This is a genomic window from Psychrobacter immobilis (assembly GCF_904846185.1).
GTDB lineage: Bacteria > Pseudomonadota > Gammaproteobacteria > Pseudomonadales > Moraxellaceae > Psychrobacter > Psychrobacter immobilis_B.
The window spans coordinates 151,431-167,300 of sequence record NZ_CAJGZQ010000002.1; the positions used below are offsets into that span (position 1 = coordinate 151,431).

Sequence of the window (15,870 nt, forward strand, 5' to 3'; positions counted from 1 at the left end):
ATCATAATTGGTTACGATTATCTCAAATCAGTTTTTGTGAGTAACACAAAAAAGGAGTATAAATATCGTGGTTATTCCTATCATGGATTAGGGCGATGCATGCAGCCAAGCGTTATCGATTGTTAAATAATGTCACGATTGTCATTAGTATTATCGGCGTAGCCATTGCTTTATTAGACAGTGGTTTCACGCTGCCGATGTGGCTACAACAGGTTTTCCATATTTTTTATCTGGCGATTATTTTTTTAGGCTTTGTTGTGACAGCAGGGCGTTACCTCTATAGCAAAAAGCCGCTGACCCTAAATAAAGTCGCCGTCTTTGACTTACTGACCAGTATTGCGATTATCATCTTACTGGTAGCGCATTTCACTGATTTGGTGCGCTCTGGGATGTCGGTCGCTGTTGATGGCTTCGTTGCCATCAAAATTGCTGTCTTTGTGACCTTTATTCGTGAAATATCTGACCACGATTTTAATCTCAATCGTACCTTTTTAAACCCTGCGCAGTTTTTTATCTTAAGCTTCCTGTCATTGGTATTGGTCGGTGCATTGCTACTGATGATGCCCAATGCAACGACGCAGCCGCTGTCTTTCATTGATGCGCTCTTTACCGCGACCAGTGCTGTCTGTGTGACTGGTCTCATCGTGGTAGATACGGCGACTTATTTCACAACTTTTGGGCAAGTCATTATCATGGGGCTGATACAGATCGGCGGCTTGGGTATTTTGACTTTTGTGACGTATTTTAGTTATTTCTTTAAGGGCGGTGTCAGTTATGAGACGCAGGCGAGCATCAGTGAGATGTCTTACATGCGTGGCATGGGTGATGTGGTATCGACCCTCAAGTCCATCCTATATGTGACATTTGCCGTTGAGGCAGTGGCTGCGGCACTCATTTATATCAGTATTTATGACATACCAGATATGGATTGGTCTGAGCAATTATTCTTCTCTGTTTTCCATGCGATTTCTGCGTTCTGTAATGCTGGATTTTCTACATTTAGCGCTGGCATGTATGATGACTCGCTACGTTTTAATTACCCATTACAACTTATTATCGCCACTACTTTTATCTTTGGCGGCATGGGTTTTGTCATTGTGGTCAATGTGCTGCGTTATTTACGTGATCGTGCCGAGCGCCTGATATATCGCCATGATCAGCGTTATATTTATCGACCATGGTTGCTCAATATTAATAGCCGCATAACCTTGATTACGACGGGCGCTTTATTGTTGGTAGGTCTCATCGGTGTGATGATATTTGAATATAACAATGTGCTGGCAGACCATCGCAGTTTTTTCGGTAAGCTTGTCACAGGGCTGTTTACTGCTGCCACGCCGCGAACCGCAGGATTTAATACCATCGACATGGGGGAACTCGCGTTTCCCACGATTATGTTGACGATATTTTTGATGTGGATTGGTGCCTCGCCAAACTCGACGGGCGGTGGTATCAAAACCAGTACGTTTGCGATTGCCCTGTTAAACACTTTGAGTTTGGCACGTGGTCAGACCAATGTTGAGGTATTTAAGCGCCAGATTGCCGACATCTCGATTCGCCGTGCATTTTCTATTATGTGGCTGTCTTTGTTGGTCATCGGTATGGGGGTAACGCTCATCAGCTATGATCAACCAGAGCTTGATTTAATCAAGGTGGTTTTTGAGTGTTTTTCAGCTTACAGCACGGTGGGATTAAGTTTGAATTTGACGACAGAGTTATCAGATTTTAGCAAAATGGTGGTGTCAGTCATTATGTTTGTTGGGCGCGTCAGCATGTTGACCATCTTTATTGCCCTACTTAAAAATAGACGCCAGCGCAATTATCGCTATCCAACTGAAGAAATCACGATCAATTAAATGGTCGTAAATAAGCCATTTCATCATTAAAAAATACTGAAAAAGGTTAATAAGGTTATGAAATATATCATCGTAGGGTTAGGGAACTTTGGCTCATCGCTAGGCATGGCGTTGACCCGTCAGGGGCACGAAGTGATTGCCATTGACAGTAGCATGCAAAAGGTTGAGGCATATAAGGAAGTCATCTCTCATACCATCTGTATGGATGCCACGGATGAATATACCGTCAATGGTTTACCGATTGTCGACACCGATATCGTTATTGTTGCAATCGGTGAAGACCAAGGCGCAAACGTCATGGCGACGGCATTATTTAAAACCCTAAAAGCAAAACGTTTGATCAGTCGCAGTATCAATCCACTGCACGAAAAAGTGTTGCAAGCTATCGGTGTGGACGACCTTATTCACCCTGAAAAAGAGGCGGCCAATCGCTGGGCCAAACGGCTGTCGCTACGTTATTTCGTCGACTCGTTTGAGCTGAGTGATCATTTCAGTATGGTAGAGATTAGCATTCCCAAGTCGTTGATTGGTCAGACTGTTGATGACTTGCAATTTGAGCAAAAGTTCAATATTCGATTGCTTAGTACCCTGCGCTATGAGTATTATGAAGACAGCTTTGGTCGTACGCAAAGTAAGCCTAGTATTAAAGGTTTGGCGGCGCCTGAGCAAGTATTGCAAGATAAAGACGTATTGGTCATCTACGGTGCTAACAAGCATATCAACGAGTTTCTGCGTAGTGTCGGTGTAAAAATCAAATAAACATTTGCAACAGCCGTGACATGAAAAGGCAAAGGGGAAACTTATGAGTAAGCGCACTATATCCGTCTTGTTGCTTGCGACGATGGCATTGTTGTCAGGCTGTGACCAGACGCCGCAAGACCCGAACGTGTTGTATTCAGAAAAACATCAAGACCCCATTCAAGAGCTGGAGATGACAACAGCGGTTGATCGTAGCCAGTTTGCCTATAAACAAACCTTTTATGTGCCCATTTATTCTGACATTTATACCGATAGCGACAATCGTAAAGTCTTGCTATCAGCGACTTTGAGTGTACGCAATACCACGCTAAAAAAATCACTGTATATCAATAAAATTGACTACTATGGCACTGATGGAACCTTTATAAAATCCTATTTAAACAAACCGATTGAGCTTCCAGCAATGGCCACGCTCAATTATATCGTCGAAAAAGAAGAGGATAAAGGCGGATCGGGCGCCAACTTTATCATTGAAGTCGAAGGGATAGACGAGACGGTCAAGCCCGTCATTGAGGCGGTGATGATCGGTAATTTTAGCAATAAAGGCTTTGCATTTAGTACAGAAGGTACGCCAGTGGTGCATTGATTAAGGATAATAAAATCCAAGGAAGGGATATGTCTGCAACCAAAGAAGAAATTGTCGCCTTTATGGCGTTGGAATTTCCACAAACTAAATGTGTCATCGAGGCAGTCGGTGACAATCGCTCGACCTTATCACACGATATTGGTATCAATGAATTGCGTCCCGGTGGTACGGTCTCTGGACCAGTATTGATGAGCATCGCTGATGTGGCTCTCTATGTGGCGATACTTGGTAAAATAGGTATTGTGCCATTAACGGTGACGACGAGTTTGACCATTAACTTCCTGCGCAAACCCTCAGCAGAAGCACGTATTATCGCTGAGTGTACATTGATGAAAGTAGGTCGCACGCTAATCGTTGGCGAGGTTGCGCTTTATTCTGAAGGCTCTCGCGACATGGTGGCTCACGTAGTTGGCACCTATTCCGTACCGCCTCAGCACGTTTAGCTATTTTTAGCCCATTTTTAAAATGAGGATAGGCTCTAAAAAAGCAGTTCTATAAAAATTAATGTCATAAAATTCACGCTGATATGGACTGCTACTGTTTGGTTGCCTCAACCTGAATGTTTAAGTGAAGGTTTTTAGTAACGCCAAACCACGCATATTTATCGATATTCCATTTGGTGCGATCAATCATCGCCGTAAAATCCCCACCACAAATATCTTTTTTGAGCGTGGGATGTAGATAACAGTCAAACTTAGTCGCTGTTAAGCTAATAGGGTGGGTTTTGCCATGCAGTGTTAGATGACCGTCTACTTTTGTGACCATTGGGCGTGATTTGCCTTGGCTAAGATACCATTTGTTAGAATCAAAACGTGCCAACGGAAAGCGCTGCATATCAAAGAAGCTAGGGCCTATCAAAGTCTGGTTAAATGCTTTATTTCCCGTATTTAGAGAGCTGATCGGAATGACCAAGGAGATATTGCCAGTTTTTAAACTTGAGTCATATTGCAGTTGACCTTGGACATTATAAAAGCCGCCCGCAGTGGCAGGGGATTGGAAGCGTTCAATGGCAAAGCGCACATGGGTGCCAGCAGGATTGATGGTATAACTGGCGGCATGGCTGCTATGTGCAGCGCTTATTATTAATAATGGCAGTGTCAATGTCAGTAAAGGGTAGATAGGTGATTTTTGTAGAATAAAAGATAGGATGCTCATAGCTACATTCCTTTGCGGGCTATTGATAAATAAAGAACGTCGTCGATGAGCGCAATCCATGCTGTTACTCAATGTTAAGTTAGGCAGCAATAACTATTTATACATTATTTATCAAATGCTTAGTAGCTTTATTTTTATGACAATATCATTATTAATTTGGCTATTATTCAACAGCTAAGATTGGGTTTTCGACGATTTTTGAAAGCTTGCCGCATCAGGTTTTTTGCCATTAGCATTGATACTGTTGGCTTTATTCGCTACTGGGTATTTAAAAAATAGCGTTGCAAGCGCGCAGGTTATGGTCAATGACAGTAGCATCGATACTAATGTATGACTAAAAAAGTGATCACCAAATAGCATCTTATACAGTCCCATCGTCCATCCTATGACCGTGACTATTTCAAATATTCTATAGCGATACTGATGTAGAGTGGGTAAAAATGCCAAGCCATATAGAGAAAATCCGGCACTGGCATGAGCTGCTGGGAAGCACTTGGCAGACGTGTTAGCGACTATATTTTGCCAAATATTTAGATAAGGCAAGTCGCCACCAAACAGTATTAAATGATTGGGGCAACTGACATGAGTCACACCTTTGAGTGGCGCAATCATACTGGGAACGGCAATTAAAACAAGCAGTAGATAACTTATTTCACGCGTGGATAAAGGCGTGAGCCTTTTATTGTACTTAGCATTTTTTATTGCCAGATTGATATCTGAATCCTGTTTATGTCTCAGAATTAGAACGGCTATGAGATAAATGCCAAGCAAGATGAGTAGCAATTTAGGCAAATCATAAAAAATAAAGGCAAAAGGTTGTGTGCCTTTTTCTAGTAGCCAGTGTCCATTAGTGTAAAAAAGCTCACTAATATGAATGTCTAATTGGCTGTGCTCAAACAACAGTGTGGCTATGATGGTCAAGCATAGGAGTTTAAGCCAGACTCCATTGGCTGAATATGTCTTCAAAATACAACACTCAATAATGCCATCATCCACAAGATAAATAGCAGCATTAATGCCAAAAATTGTGCCGCAGAGCCAACATCTTTGGCTATCTTTGCCAGTGGATGCTTGGCGGTCGATGTGTGATCGACACTGGCTTCGATTCCAGTATTAATGAGTTCGACAATTAACGATAAGAAAGAAGCGACGACCAGCAGCATTTTGACGCTGACAGTGAAAGGGCACAATATAATCGCCATGAATAATATGAGATTGAGCCAAAATACTTGTCGAAAAGCCGCCTCAAATTTGTAAGCTGCTTTGAAGCCATCCAGAGAGTAACCAGCGGCTTTTATAATGCGATAAAATCCTGTTTTACCCTTGACCTCACTGGCATAGCTATGGGGTAGCAGTTGTTTTTTACCTGCTATTGAGCTTAAACCCCCACGACTCGTCGACTGGTTTTCAAGATTAATAGGATTTGCTTTATTCATATCAAATGCTTCACAGTCTATTAATATCAAGGTATGCGATAAATTTTAATTATTTAACCATGGTCGAATGTTCAACATGCCCTAAGTATAAGCGGGCAGGCATTAAGAAAATGTTAAGCTTTTTTAAAATAGAGATCTTCTCTAATGATAATTGATGATAAAGGTACTGCCACCTAACGGATTGACTTGATGGGTAAGCTGCCAGCCCATATGTGTCATGATGCGCTGTACGATACTGAGCCCTAAGCCTGTGCCTTCTACTGGATAATGGGCGTCAGCTGCCGATGACGATTCTGTATCCAATGAGATATCTTTATACTGCTGCTCTAGACGTTCAAATCTCTCGTATAGCAGCGGCATCATCACCTCAGGAATACCTAGACCAGTATCAGTGACGGTGATTTTTTCAGCATCGATAGTGATGATGACCTCACCCTCATCGGTGTACTGAAACGCATTTTTTATCAAATTACCCAGTGCCATTTTTAGTAGTTCAGGTCGTACGTGTGCGACATACAGCTGTTCTGCGACTATGTTACAAGTGACTGACTTATGGCGAAGCAAGTAATTTAAGCGCTGTACTTCATTTAACGCGATGTCATTGATAGACGTTGCTGGTGCATCCAGTTTTTCAGGAGCACGAGACAGCAATAATAAGGCGCTGATAATCTCCGAGGTTTCTTTGGCGGTCGTACTGATACGAGTGGCAAATGCGCTCAAGTGAGGGTCGTTTTCTAGTTGTGAGGACAATACTTCTGATGCCCCCATGATAATCGTCAAAGGCGTGCGCAGCTCGTGACTGACATCACCAGTAAATAGCTGCTCGCGTTTGAGGTACTGCTCAAGTTTGTGGTTTTTTTCATCGACTGCGCGTGCTAACACGCCAACCTCGGAGGGCAGATGCGTCAATTCCGTCAAGTTGCGATGATCTGTTTCTACGGCTTGCTTTAAGTCTAATAAAGGTTTAATGATTTGCTTGGAGGACAGCGATGAAAATATCACTGCAATCAATAAGCTCAAAATGACCGCTACTTTTAGGGCGTTGGCAAATATGTCTTCTAAATGCTCAAATATGGCCAGAACAGGGTAATTCCCCATCACCATTTCAGTGTTTTCTAAGTAGGTTAAAATGTAGTTTTCTTTGTCTTTTTTATAATTAAAGAAATGTAACTCTGTTGTCGATTGACCATTTTCAGTGGTGACAGTGACGGGCATCTCTTGTACGGTTTGGGTGGCCAGTTTTTGTAGATTGCTCGGTGCGTTATCGAAGCGATAAATTTTAATACCCGGTTCAGCGCTATAAATAGGCTGATCGCCTTCTTTTTCTTGGCTAAGCTCTAACTGTTGCAATAAGCGAGCTTTGACCAGCTGTTGCTCCATTCTGACTTCGGCATACATGAAAATACTGACGAAAGTGGCACACAGTAATAGGGCAAATAACAAGTAGGAGAGTCGAAACTTATTGGCGATGGAGTCGATATTAAACATGGTATTTACTTCGTTGTGAAAGACGATATGAAAGACAGTGAGAGTCAAATAAGGACATCAGACGATGATTTTTTAGGCTTTATCTGGATCGATAATCTGGTAACCGACACCGGGCAACGTGACTATCATGATTTTATCGAACGGCTTATCTACCTGCGCACGGACCCCATGCATGTGAGTGCGCAGTGCATCACTGCTTGGTATGTCTTCGCCCCACACCTTTTCTTCCAGCTCGGTTTTGCTAACCACGCGCGGCGCCGCACTCATCAAGGTATGTAGTATTTTGAAGCCTGTGGGTGTGAGTTTTAGCGACTTACCTTCACGTGTAATCGTATGCTCACTATGATTTAAAGACAATGTGCCAACGGTTAAACCATGCTCAAAATGATCGTCTTTATGTCGGCGTATGAGAGCCTTAATACGAGATTCTAATTCCACCAATGAGAAAGGCTTAACCAGATAATCGTCAGCGCCACTATCGAATCCTGCCACTTTATCTAAAATCGTATCGCGAGCTGTCAGCATCAATACTGGCGTTTTGTCATGCAGCTCTTCCCTGAGCTTTTTGCACAGTTTAGTGCCATCCATACCCGGCAGCATGACATCTAACAAGATGACGTCATATCGATTATTTGATGCGAGCGTTAAGCCACTAATGCCATTATGGGCATTGTCTAGCTCAAAGCCTTTCGGCTCAAAAAAAGCATAAATATTGGCGACGATATCGGGATTGTCTTCAATGATGAGTATCTTGTACATGAGTATTATTACCTAAAAAGGCGGAGCGATGATAAAGAATTCAATTAGCCACTTAAAAAAAGGTGGGTGCTGCTTTGGTTTCGTCAGTGGTGATACCAAAAAACTGAAGCAAGGTTGGCGTAATAAAATCATGTGATACAGGCTGATCAATCATGTTAGCTAGGCTACTCTTAGCCATAGTGCTGCTATCAATGCCGTTGCCATTCGGTGACCAAATAATCACTGGCACGTGTTTTTGTGCATTTGGCGCAATAGCGTATGGCAGACCATGCAAGTAAATATTGTTTTCGCCCAAACTTTCTCCATGATCACTAATATATACCATCACCACCTCATAATCTTGCTCATAAGGTTTTAAGGTTTCGATCACGCTATTTAAAAAATAATCTGTATAACGAATGGCATTGTCATAACCATTGATAACCGATTGGTTGTCGCATTTTGATAGCTCATTGGTCATACAGACGGGCTGATATTCTGCAAAATCTTTAGGGTAACGCTTAAAATAGGCGGGTCCATGATTGCCCATTTGATGCAGCAAAATAAGTGTGTCTTTAGATGTCTCTTTCTGTGAGCTGCCTGACTTAACCAGTTTATCAAAACCATCAAGCATACCTATGTCTCGACACTCAATATCACAGTCTGGATTGAGCGCGGCTGTTTTATAATCCTCAAAAGTTACGCGGTCAGCCACCCCTTTGGCGCTAGAGTTATTGTCTCGCCAAACGACCTTGACGCCTTGCTTGTGTAGTGTATCGAGCACGTTTTCATTATAGCTAGCGCTATCAGGGTCATAATTTTTTCTATTGGCGTAGCTAAACATGCAGGGTACTGAATAGGCGGTGGATGTGCCGCATGACGAGGCGTCTTTAAAGCTGTAGATGTCTGATTGTTTTGAAAGCAAAGGCGTGGTGTTGCGCGCATAACCGTTTAAGCCAATATGGTCAGCACGAACGGTTTCTCCTACTACAAATACCATCAACTTAGGTTTTACAGCGCGGTTGCTAGTGTTAACAATAATGCTGCGTTTTGCATCTGTGGCATGAGGGATTAGCGTATCGGGACGACGGCGCTCAGCGATATAATCAGTACCCAGTTTGATGACAGAATAAACAGGAGTAATAGGATTGACATAACTACGGACTATTTTGTGCTGGCGAAAAAAGCTGGCGTATTGGTCACCAAATGGCACCAGACACACCGCTATCAATACGATAGATAGTAATAGGGTGACTGATTTTTGAAGGGTTGCTTGTTGCCAAGACAATCGCTTTAGACGAATGTTACCAATCATGAAAGCAGGCACTATACCTAGTAAAAACAGGCGAATAAATAGACTGGGTGCCATTAATCCCATGGCTTCTGCTTGATCGGTTTGTAAGCCGTTAATGAGCATATCACGATTAAATATCGTCCCGTAGGCGTCGGTAAAGTAACCACAGATGGCTGCAATCAGCACCATTATGATGAGCACTACTTTTGCCGTTGAGCGATGACACAGCAGTGACAACACCAACCATATCAGCCCAAACAATAAGCCTGTGATGGAAAAAATAAAGCCCGTGTTTGTGCTCAATGGATAAACGCTGAGTACCTGCTCAAAAAAGCCAATATTCGCCGTCGCTACTAAATACAGAGCCACGACTATGATCAAATGATTGAGATTGATCTCACGATCATAGAGCTTGCTTAGGGAGCGGCTTTTTCTATTAGCTTTGGGCGCATTGATTTTGGCGGCTTGAGATATTGACATACAAGTACTTCTCAACAGGATGGTAAGGAGTGTAATGCCTTACAGTAACAAGTACACTGTTAAGAAGATGTTAAGGTAGTTGAATTCAATAAGATATTAGGACATATCAATAACCTAAACGATGACACGTCCTAATTTAAACCTGTGCGAAAGAGCGTGCCAACGACAACAAAGGCGACAGAAAACAAAGTGACCAATATGATATTGATTGAAAATCCTTTCAGGGTGTGAATAGACAATCTGGGTATTCGATAAAAACGAGCGTGCAGGGCAACCAAAACAGTCATTAGCAATAATAGTAATTTGAGACTAATAAGAATACTAAAATCATTATCAAGTTTAAACCATGCAGCAATGTTGGGTAATAGCTGGTAGACCATCCAAAGTCCAGTGATTATTTGCAGCACCAAAGCTGGCATCCCAACCCTCTCAAATAGCTGCTCAAATTGCATCAGACCATCAATATTTCGGGATGATAGCGCTTTTGGTAATACCACCAAGGTCAAAATCAGATGGCCACCTGTCCAGACAGTAGCGCCTAACAAGTGTAGTATGAGTATATAGTTAAGCATAGATAACAATCCTTAAATGCCACTGACATAGGGCTTTATGTCGATTAACTGAGGTACTTAATCATGAAACGCGCCGCACAATTACAACCATTATCTCGTCAACATCATCTAGGTCTAAATCTATCTCGCCATGCTAAAGAGTGTGCTGATGAACCTAACGCAATTGCCGAACATTGGCTAAATATCACGTCTTATATTAACGAGATGCAACAGCATTTTCAGATTGAAGACAATCTAATGGCTCATGCCTTACAGCCTCATCGCAGCTCCAAACCTGAGGTGGCATCGGTACTGAATACACTTGATGCGCAGCACAAGTCCCTGCATGCACTCATGGCAGAGGTTCAAGGTTTGCCGCACTCTCAAAGCAATCACGTCACCGTTGGACAAGTCAAAAAACTCGCCACCTTGCTATACGATCATATTCGTTTTGAAGAACGAGAATTGTTTCCTATCGTTGAGCGCTATCTGACAACAGAAGAATTAGAGGCTATTTATGATGCCAGTCCAGACAGTATTAAACGCTCCGATGAGAACCGCTAGAGCGCATTTTTTATCAAAGTTGTCTTACTCTATAGCAAGATAACCTGCGTCAGAAAAATACTGTTGCCCAGTAGGTGAGCGCAGATAGTTTGAAAAATCGGTCGCGGTAGTAGTCTCCCTAATCACCAACCCGTCTTGCAAAATAGGGGGATAAGCGTCTGGTGCTAACGTATAGAACTGCTCAGGCGTGGCTTTAATCGCTGTCAGTTGTGATTGAGCGACAAAGCCATAATCGACATTACCAGTGTGCGCATATTGAAACGCTTGCCCGATATTTTCAGCTTGAATAATGCGACTTTGCTCAGTGAGCGTGTCAAAGATATTTTGTGATTGCAGGTACGCTTGTGCCGACTTGCCATAAGGAGCGAGTTCTGGATTGGCAATGGTGATTTTGCTATCAGACTCCGACATCAATAATGCATTTAAAGTAGTAGAGTTTAGTCCTTTAAACGATTTGTTAACACTATAAAGTGCCAGCTGACCTTGGGTATAAGTAAAGGGCTCGTGGGTTGCTTCGTCAGCAGATTTTGCGTTATCTAGTTTTTCTTTGGCAAGCTTGGCAGGAAATTCTTGATTGGCGGATAAAAATATATCATAAGGTGCGCCAGAGGTAATCTGCGCATATAACTTACCTGAAGAGGCGTAAGTCACGTCAATCGCTTGTGCAGGCGGAGTTTTATCCGCTTGATAAGCAGCAATAATTTCAGGCAATACATCTGATAAGTTGGCAGCCGCTGCGATGCGCAGTGTTTGACTCTGCTCAGTGGCGTTGTCGGCGTCCGATTGAACAAGCTCAGCGGTTTGCTCTTTGCTACAAGCGGTTAGCGTTAACGCTAAGCAAGCTGATGATATGGTTATTAGTTTAATCATTATTATAAAACCTTCTTATTATTGCTTGCCAGTGTCGCTCACTGTTATTGCTAAAGGTTAGCTATCGCTTTGAGTAGTCATTTGAAGCGCATTATTACCCATTATTACTAAGCCACTTAGATGAATCGTCTTGGTAATATTCTTGCTTCCAAACTGGAATGTCGGCTTTAATAGTATCCAATATCCAGCGACAAGCATCAAAGGCAGGATAGCGATGCGCTGAGACGACGCCAACCCAAATAGCGACATCACCAATTTCTAATGCACCGATACGATGGATGGCAATGGCATGGGTAATCTCAAAGCGCTTTTTGGCTTCTTCAATAATGGCGCGACCTTGATTGATGGCAAGGTCTTCATAACCATAATAAGTCAAACGATTGACGCTACTGGCATTATTATGATTGCGTACCCGCCCTTCAAAGCAGACAAACGCGCCGCAGCTGTCATCATCAAGGGTACTTTTAAGCCGACTTTCATCAATATCGGTATCTAACAGCGCAAAACCATCACGTTCAGCGATGAGGTACGCCTCATCAATGGTACGTTTAATGCTCATCGATTGACCGTGTACATTGTCTGTCATAACCATTTTCTCTTATTGTTTTTAAGATTCTTAGTGATACAAATGATAGGTAAATAGTTTTAACCACCAGCCACTGGGGTGATAAAAACCACACTATCGCCCTCATAAATCTCATCTGTCCATTTGGCAAAATAGTCATTGACCGCCACGCGTAGCTCCGACTGCGGACGACTAAAGCGATGCTTTTGGCTCAGCTGTTCATACAGCTCGGTCAATGAAGTCGACTGTGACACCGTGATTTTTTCTTCATGACAGTTAGCTTCATCGGCTAAGCTGGCAAAATATAAAATATTAATATTCATTGTAGTATCGACATCTATATTTGCATCATTCTCTAATAAATTGTTCATAGAAATAGTCCTGATTTTTAGCGGCTTATTCGCTTGCTAGCTTTCATATTAATTGTATTCATTTTACGCATGTTGATAGTCGGACTTACCGCCCGTTTTTTTCATTAAATGAATATTATCAATCACAATGTCATGCGAGATAGCTTTGGTCATATCGTAAATGGTCAAGCAAGCGACACTGACGGCGGTTAATGCTTCCATTTCTACCCCAGTTTTATGAGTAACTTTAACCGTGGCAGTCACAGTAATGCTATGGTTTGCATCATCGTATGCAAAGCTTAAGCTGATTTTATCTAAGGGCAAAGGATGGCAAAGTGGAATCAAGTCGTGGGTGCGTTTGGCTGCCATGATACCGGCAATATGAGCAGTCTGAGTGATGCTACCTTTTTTGGTCATACCGTCGGCGGCTTTGATTTGCGTATAAATGTCTGCGGGAAAAACTACTTGTCCGCTTGCATGTGCTTCTCTAGTGCTAGCCGTTTTGCCACTCACATCGACCATGGTGATATCACCGTCGCTGTCTAAATGGGATAAGCCAGATTGGTTGCTTGGTTGCTTGGTTGCTTGCTTACTGTTTTTTTGACTGTTGCTATTCATTTTCATTTCTCTTAAATGGTCAGTTTTTCTGAAAGCTAGTTTCTCTCAATAAACCTTTTTATAAGTCGTTTAAAGCTAAACAGGCATGCTCAAAATCTTTAGGCGTATTAAAATTGGTTAGATACTGCCAGTTTTTTGCGAAAGGGACGGGCTGCACAATTGGCTGAATAAACTTCATCACTTGCCGCTGTCCATCGTCAATATAATCCTTCAAATTAGGTTCAATACTTAAACGATATAAACCTAACAATGGATATAAATTACTGTCATCTGTTAGGCAAATAACAGTTTTATCAGAATTGTTCGTCATATAAGGTTGCAGTTTTTGCCATAAATCTGTGACAGGAATTAAGCTGTCACAGCTGATAACCGTTAACCAAGATATATGTGGGCTTGTGTCTGTCGTTAATTCTATTGAGCTTGTTACAGATTGCAGTGCTGACTCAATCGCTACCAACGCGCCGCCTGTTTCAATCGGCTTATCATCATTGCTTGACAGAATATTGTTAGAAAGATCGTTAGCAGATAGATAATCAGTAATATGAAAGACTGGCGATGGCGAATTCTTAAGCAAATCTGGATTGATGCTAAAGCCGCGTCCATTATCCGCAATCATAATAGGTATATTGCTTATCATCGCAGCACTCAATTCAAGCGCTTGTCTGACATGATAATCAAGTAAACGCTCACCTGTCGGGAGTATCAACTCAGCTTTTGGCGATCCCATACGTTTGGATGCGCCGCCCGCCAAAATAACGATACCTGCTAAGAGATTGCATTTATCTACTTCGATTAATCTATCTGCAACATCGACCATGAATCAATCGTGACCTGGATTGGTGCGCATTAAGTGTGGCACAAAATTACAGGGGCGTGTGCGGCTATCGAGCTGCTCTTGTAAGATACCTTCCCACGCAGTGCGGCAAGCACCTGATGAACCGGGTAGGCAAAAAATACCCGTGCCATTTGCCATACCAGCCACAGCGCGAGATTGGATGGTAGACATGCCGATATCGTCTTTTGAGATTAAGCGGAACATCTCACCAAAACCATCAACCGACTTATCAAATAATACGCCGACTGCTTCTGGCATACTGTCGCGAATATAAAAGCCAGTACCGCCCGTGGTGATAATAGCGTGTACATTAGGGTCGGCAATCCAACCGCTGATGACGGCTCTGATTTTATAAATATCATCAATAATCAGCTGACGATCGGCAAGTTGGTGTCCTGCTGTGGTCAGTTGGTCAACCAAATACTGCCCTGAAGTATCTTCTGCAAGAGTACGACTGTCAGAAACCGTTAAGATGGCGATATTAAGCGGGGTAAAGGGTGCTTGCAGCTTACTCATGGATATTCCTTAATAAATACGCTTGTTATGGAAATAAAAGTTTTTATTATTGATACATTATTGATTTTATCCACCAATCATCGACAAATTATTCATCATGCCGCTGTTTGATTCGTGAAGATGATGATGTTCAGGTTTGATTGGCATAAAGCTATGGAGGGTATTAACAAGTCCTGCGACATCATCCTGTGCTAGATGCTGACGAATATCGTAATTACCTTGGTCAAATAGGCATAAATGTACTTTGCCTTGACTGCTAACCCGTAAGCGATTGCAGCTATCACAAAAATGAGCAGCGTAAGGGGCAATCATACCGATACGCCCTTGATAATCTGGATGGCTGTATTCTATCGCTGGTCCATCGTTGCTGCCACGTATGTGAGTTTGCCAGCCATTTTTTAATAAGTAATTGGTAATAATATCGGACTGTGCATGCTGCGCAAAAAATAAATCGCTATTATCACTGGTCTGCATAAATTCAATAAAGCGATAAGTGACCGCTCTGTTTTTGATGTATTCAATGGCATTCATTAGATTTTCAAAGGCGGTTTCAGCCATTAAAATACTGTTTATTTTTAGCTTAATATCTGTGGTCGCAAGCAAAGTATCCATGTCCGCCAACAGCTGCGGCAACATATCAAAGCCAGTCATTTTATGGAAGGTCGCGGCATCAAAGCTGTCCATACTGATATTAAGCTGATTCAGTCCAGCGGCTTGCCAGTTAGCTAAGTGCTTACCAAGCTTATACCCATTACTGGTCATGGCAACCGTTTCAATGCCTTCGGTGTTTTTGATGGTTTTAATAATGTCTACCACATCACGGCGTATAGAGGGTTCACCGCCCGTAATCCTGACTTTTTTAGTACCAACTTGGGCAAATCCGCGGATTAACGTGGCAATTTCAGTGACGCTAAGCTCGTTTTGTGGTGGTTTGCCTTGATATCCATCTGGCAGGCAATATTCACAGCGGAAATTACAGAAATCAGTAATCGATAGACGCAAATAGGTGAGACGTCGTGCGAAACCATCGGTTAATGGTTGAGAGAGCGTGACCGGAGAATACGTCGTCGTGATAGCAGTTTTCGATGCAACGTTCGATGATGAGTCACCATCAAAAATAACGGGTGCAGCGGCAGGCGAATACAATTGCGCATTACCTAGGGTAGGGGCAAGATGGTTCATAGATGATTACCATTAATATTAAGTATG

Annotated in this window: 19 protein-coding genes; 5 read left to right on the top strand and 14 right to left on the bottom strand. The window is 42.4% G+C overall.

Going from position 1 to position 15,870, the window contains the following annotated elements:
• Positions 1-95: 95 nt before the first annotated feature.
• Genes JMW94_RS01595 through JMW94_RS01610 form a run of 4 tightly spaced genes read left to right on the top strand, consistent with a single transcriptional unit; the run spans position 96 to position 3,644 of the window.
• A complete protein-coding gene (locus tag JMW94_RS01595) occupies positions 96-1,856 on the top strand; it encodes a TrkH family potassium uptake protein (protein ID WP_201600152.1) in 1,761 nt (586 codons plus the stop codon).
• Between the two features lie 57 nt (positions 1,857-1,913).
• Entirely contained in the window at positions 1,914-2,615 is a 702-nt protein-coding gene (locus tag JMW94_RS01600; protein WP_201600154.1) for a potassium channel family protein, read from the top strand.
• Between the two features lie 43 nt (positions 2,616-2,658).
• On the top strand, positions 2,659-3,201 hold the full coding sequence (locus JMW94_RS01605; protein WP_201600161.1) for a DUF3124 domain-containing protein: 543 nt from the start codon (positions 2,659-2,661) through the stop codon (positions 3,199-3,201).
• A 29-nt stretch (positions 3,202-3,230) separates the two neighbouring features.
• Entirely contained in the window at positions 3,231-3,644 is a 414-nt protein-coding gene (locus JMW94_RS01610) for a PaaI family thioesterase (protein ID WP_045447171.1), read from the top strand.
• 91 nt (positions 3,645-3,735) lie between these two features.
• Here the strand turns inward: JMW94_RS01610 and JMW94_RS01615 are convergent, their stop codons facing one another.
• The 7 genes from JMW94_RS01615 to JMW94_RS01645 form a co-directional block, all read right to left on the bottom strand.
• Positions 3,736-4,356: a YceI family protein gene (locus JMW94_RS01615; protein ID WP_201600164.1), complete on the bottom strand. Its 621-nt coding sequence runs from the start codon at positions 4,354-4,356 to the stop codon at positions 3,736-3,738.
• Between the two features lie 174 nt (positions 4,357-4,530).
• The gene (locus JMW94_RS01620) at positions 4,531-5,277 is read right to left on the bottom strand and encodes a PAP2 family lipid A phosphatase (protein WP_413786174.1); all 747 of its coding nucleotides are present in this window, start codon (positions 5,275-5,277) and stop codon (positions 4,531-4,533) included.
• A 41-nt stretch (positions 5,278-5,318) separates the two neighbouring features.
• Positions 5,319-5,792, bottom strand: coding sequence for a diacylglycerol kinase (locus JMW94_RS01625; RefSeq protein ID WP_201600167.1), 474 nt, complete (start codon positions 5,790-5,792; stop codon positions 5,319-5,321).
• Between the two features lie 141 nt (positions 5,793-5,933).
• On the bottom strand, positions 5,934-7,280 hold the full coding sequence (locus JMW94_RS01630) for a sensor histidine kinase (protein ID WP_201600170.1): 1,347 nt from the start codon (positions 7,278-7,280) through the stop codon (positions 5,934-5,936).
• A gap of 72 nt (positions 7,281-7,352) precedes the next feature.
• Positions 7,353-8,039: a response regulator transcription factor gene (locus JMW94_RS01635; RefSeq protein ID WP_045447165.1), complete on the bottom strand. Its 687-nt coding sequence runs from the start codon at positions 8,037-8,039 to the stop codon at positions 7,353-7,355.
• Between the two features lie 52 nt (positions 8,040-8,091).
• Positions 8,092-9,792: a phosphoethanolamine transferase gene (locus JMW94_RS01640; RefSeq protein ID WP_201600173.1), complete on the bottom strand. Its 1,701-nt coding sequence runs from the start codon at positions 9,790-9,792 to the stop codon at positions 8,092-8,094.
• A gap of 131 nt (positions 9,793-9,923) precedes the next feature.
• Complete coding sequence (locus JMW94_RS01645; RefSeq protein ID WP_201600176.1) at positions 9,924-10,364, bottom strand: CopD family protein; 441 nt, start codon at positions 10,362-10,364, stop codon at positions 9,924-9,926.
• A 63-nt stretch (positions 10,365-10,427) separates the two neighbouring features.
• On the opposite strand from JMW94_RS01645, the gene JMW94_RS01650 reads away from it, so the two are divergent.
• Entirely contained in the window at positions 10,428-10,907 is a 480-nt protein-coding gene (locus JMW94_RS01650) for a hemerythrin domain-containing protein (RefSeq protein ID WP_201600179.1), read from the top strand.
• 24 nt (positions 10,908-10,931) lie between these two features.
• Here JMW94_RS01650 and modA read toward each other — a convergent pair whose 3' ends face one another.
• The 7 genes from modA to moaA all read right to left on the bottom strand — a co-directional run bounded on the left by modA (position 10,932) and on the right by moaA (position 15,843).
• Entirely contained in the window at positions 10,932-11,777 is an 846-nt protein-coding gene (gene modA, locus JMW94_RS01655; protein ID WP_201600182.1) for a molybdate ABC transporter substrate-binding protein, read from the bottom strand.
• Between the two features lie 94 nt (positions 11,778-11,871).
• Positions 11,872-12,363: a molybdenum cofactor biosynthesis protein MoaE gene (locus tag JMW94_RS01660; RefSeq protein WP_201600185.1), complete on the bottom strand. Its 492-nt coding sequence runs from the start codon at positions 12,361-12,363 to the stop codon at positions 11,872-11,874.
• A gap of 59 nt (positions 12,364-12,422) precedes the next feature.
• Complete coding sequence (locus JMW94_RS01665) at positions 12,423-12,713, bottom strand: MoaD/ThiS family protein (RefSeq protein ID WP_201600188.1); 291 nt, start codon at positions 12,711-12,713, stop codon at positions 12,423-12,425.
• A gap of 63 nt (positions 12,714-12,776) precedes the next feature.
• The gene (gene moaC, locus JMW94_RS01670) at positions 12,777-13,310 is read right to left on the bottom strand and encodes a cyclic pyranopterin monophosphate synthase MoaC (protein ID WP_087945632.1); all 534 of its coding nucleotides are present in this window, start codon (positions 13,308-13,310) and stop codon (positions 12,777-12,779) included.
• Positions 13,311-13,368: 58 nt separating this feature from the next.
• A complete protein-coding gene (locus tag JMW94_RS01675) occupies positions 13,369-14,127 on the bottom strand; it encodes a molybdenum cofactor guanylyltransferase (protein ID WP_060491601.1) in 759 nt (252 codons plus the stop codon).
• A gap of 3 nt (positions 14,128-14,130) precedes the next feature.
• Positions 14,131-14,661 (bottom strand): molybdenum cofactor biosynthesis protein B, encoded by a 531-nt coding sequence (moaB, locus tag JMW94_RS01680; protein WP_201600191.1) that lies wholly within the window; start codon positions 14,659-14,661, stop codon positions 14,131-14,133.
• Between the two features lie 66 nt (positions 14,662-14,727).
• The gene (moaA, locus tag JMW94_RS01685; protein ID WP_201600194.1) at positions 14,728-15,843 is read right to left on the bottom strand and encodes a GTP 3',8-cyclase MoaA; all 1,116 of its coding nucleotides are present in this window, start codon (positions 15,841-15,843) and stop codon (positions 14,728-14,730) included.
• Positions 15,844-15,870: the final 27 nt, after the last annotated feature.

What these genes read in the sequence shown, in the direction of transcription:
- JMW94_RS01600 (WP_201600154.1), top strand. Translation starts at nt 1,914, where the DNA reads ATGAAATATATCATCGTAGGGTTAGGGAACTTTGGCTCATCGCTAGGC.
- JMW94_RS01635 (WP_045447165.1), bottom strand. Translation starts at nt 8,039, where the DNA reads ATGTACAAGATACTCATCATTGAAGACAATCCCGATATCGTCGCCAAT.
- JMW94_RS01665 (WP_201600188.1), bottom strand. Translation starts at nt 12,713, where the DNA reads ATGAACAATTTATTAGAGAATGATGCAAATATAGATGTCGATACTACA.
- modA (WP_201600182.1), bottom strand. Translation starts at nt 11,777, where the DNA reads ATGATTAAACTAATAACCATATCATCAGCTTGCTTAGCGTTAACGCTA.
- JMW94_RS01640 (WP_201600173.1), bottom strand. Translation starts at nt 9,792, where the DNA reads ATGTCAATATCTCAAGCCGCCAAAATCAATGCGCCCAAAGCTAATAGA.
- JMW94_RS01650 (WP_201600179.1), top strand. Translation starts at nt 10,428, where the DNA reads ATGAAACGCGCCGCACAATTACAACCATTATCTCGTCAACATCATCTA.
- moaA (WP_201600194.1), bottom strand. Translation starts at nt 15,843, where the DNA reads ATGAACCATCTTGCCCCTACCCTAGGTAATGCGCAATTGTATTCGCCT.
- JMW94_RS01605 (WP_201600161.1), top strand. Translation starts at nt 2,659, where the DNA reads ATGAGTAAGCGCACTATATCCGTCTTGTTGCTTGCGACGATGGCATTG.
- JMW94_RS01645 (WP_201600176.1), bottom strand. Translation starts at nt 10,364, where the DNA reads ATGCTTAACTATATACTCATACTACACTTGTTAGGCGCTACTGTCTGG.
- JMW94_RS01625 (WP_201600167.1), bottom strand. Translation starts at nt 5,792, where the DNA reads ATGAATAAAGCAAATCCTATTAATCTTGAAAACCAGTCGACGAGTCGT.
- JMW94_RS01595 (WP_201600152.1), top strand. Translation starts at nt 96, where the DNA reads ATGCATGCAGCCAAGCGTTATCGATTGTTAAATAATGTCACGATTGTC.
- JMW94_RS01660 (WP_201600185.1), bottom strand. Translation starts at nt 12,363, where the DNA reads ATGACAGACAATGTACACGGTCAATCGATGAGCATTAAACGTACCATT.
- JMW94_RS01675 (WP_060491601.1), bottom strand. Translation starts at nt 14,127, where the DNA reads ATGGTCGATGTTGCAGATAGATTAATCGAAGTAGATAAATGCAATCTC.
- JMW94_RS01630 (WP_201600170.1), bottom strand. Translation starts at nt 7,280, where the DNA reads ATGTTTAATATCGACTCCATCGCCAATAAGTTTCGACTCTCCTACTTG.
- moaC (WP_087945632.1), bottom strand. Translation starts at nt 13,310, where the DNA reads ATGAATAGCAACAGTCAAAAAAACAGTAAGCAAGCAACCAAGCAACCA.
- JMW94_RS01610 (WP_045447171.1), top strand. Translation starts at nt 3,231, where the DNA reads ATGTCTGCAACCAAAGAAGAAATTGTCGCCTTTATGGCGTTGGAATTT.
- moaB (WP_201600191.1), bottom strand. Translation starts at nt 14,661, where the DNA reads ATGAGTAAGCTGCAAGCACCCTTTACCCCGCTTAATATCGCCATCTTA.
- JMW94_RS01615 (WP_201600164.1), bottom strand. Translation starts at nt 4,356, where the DNA reads ATGAGCATCCTATCTTTTATTCTACAAAAATCACCTATCTACCCTTTA.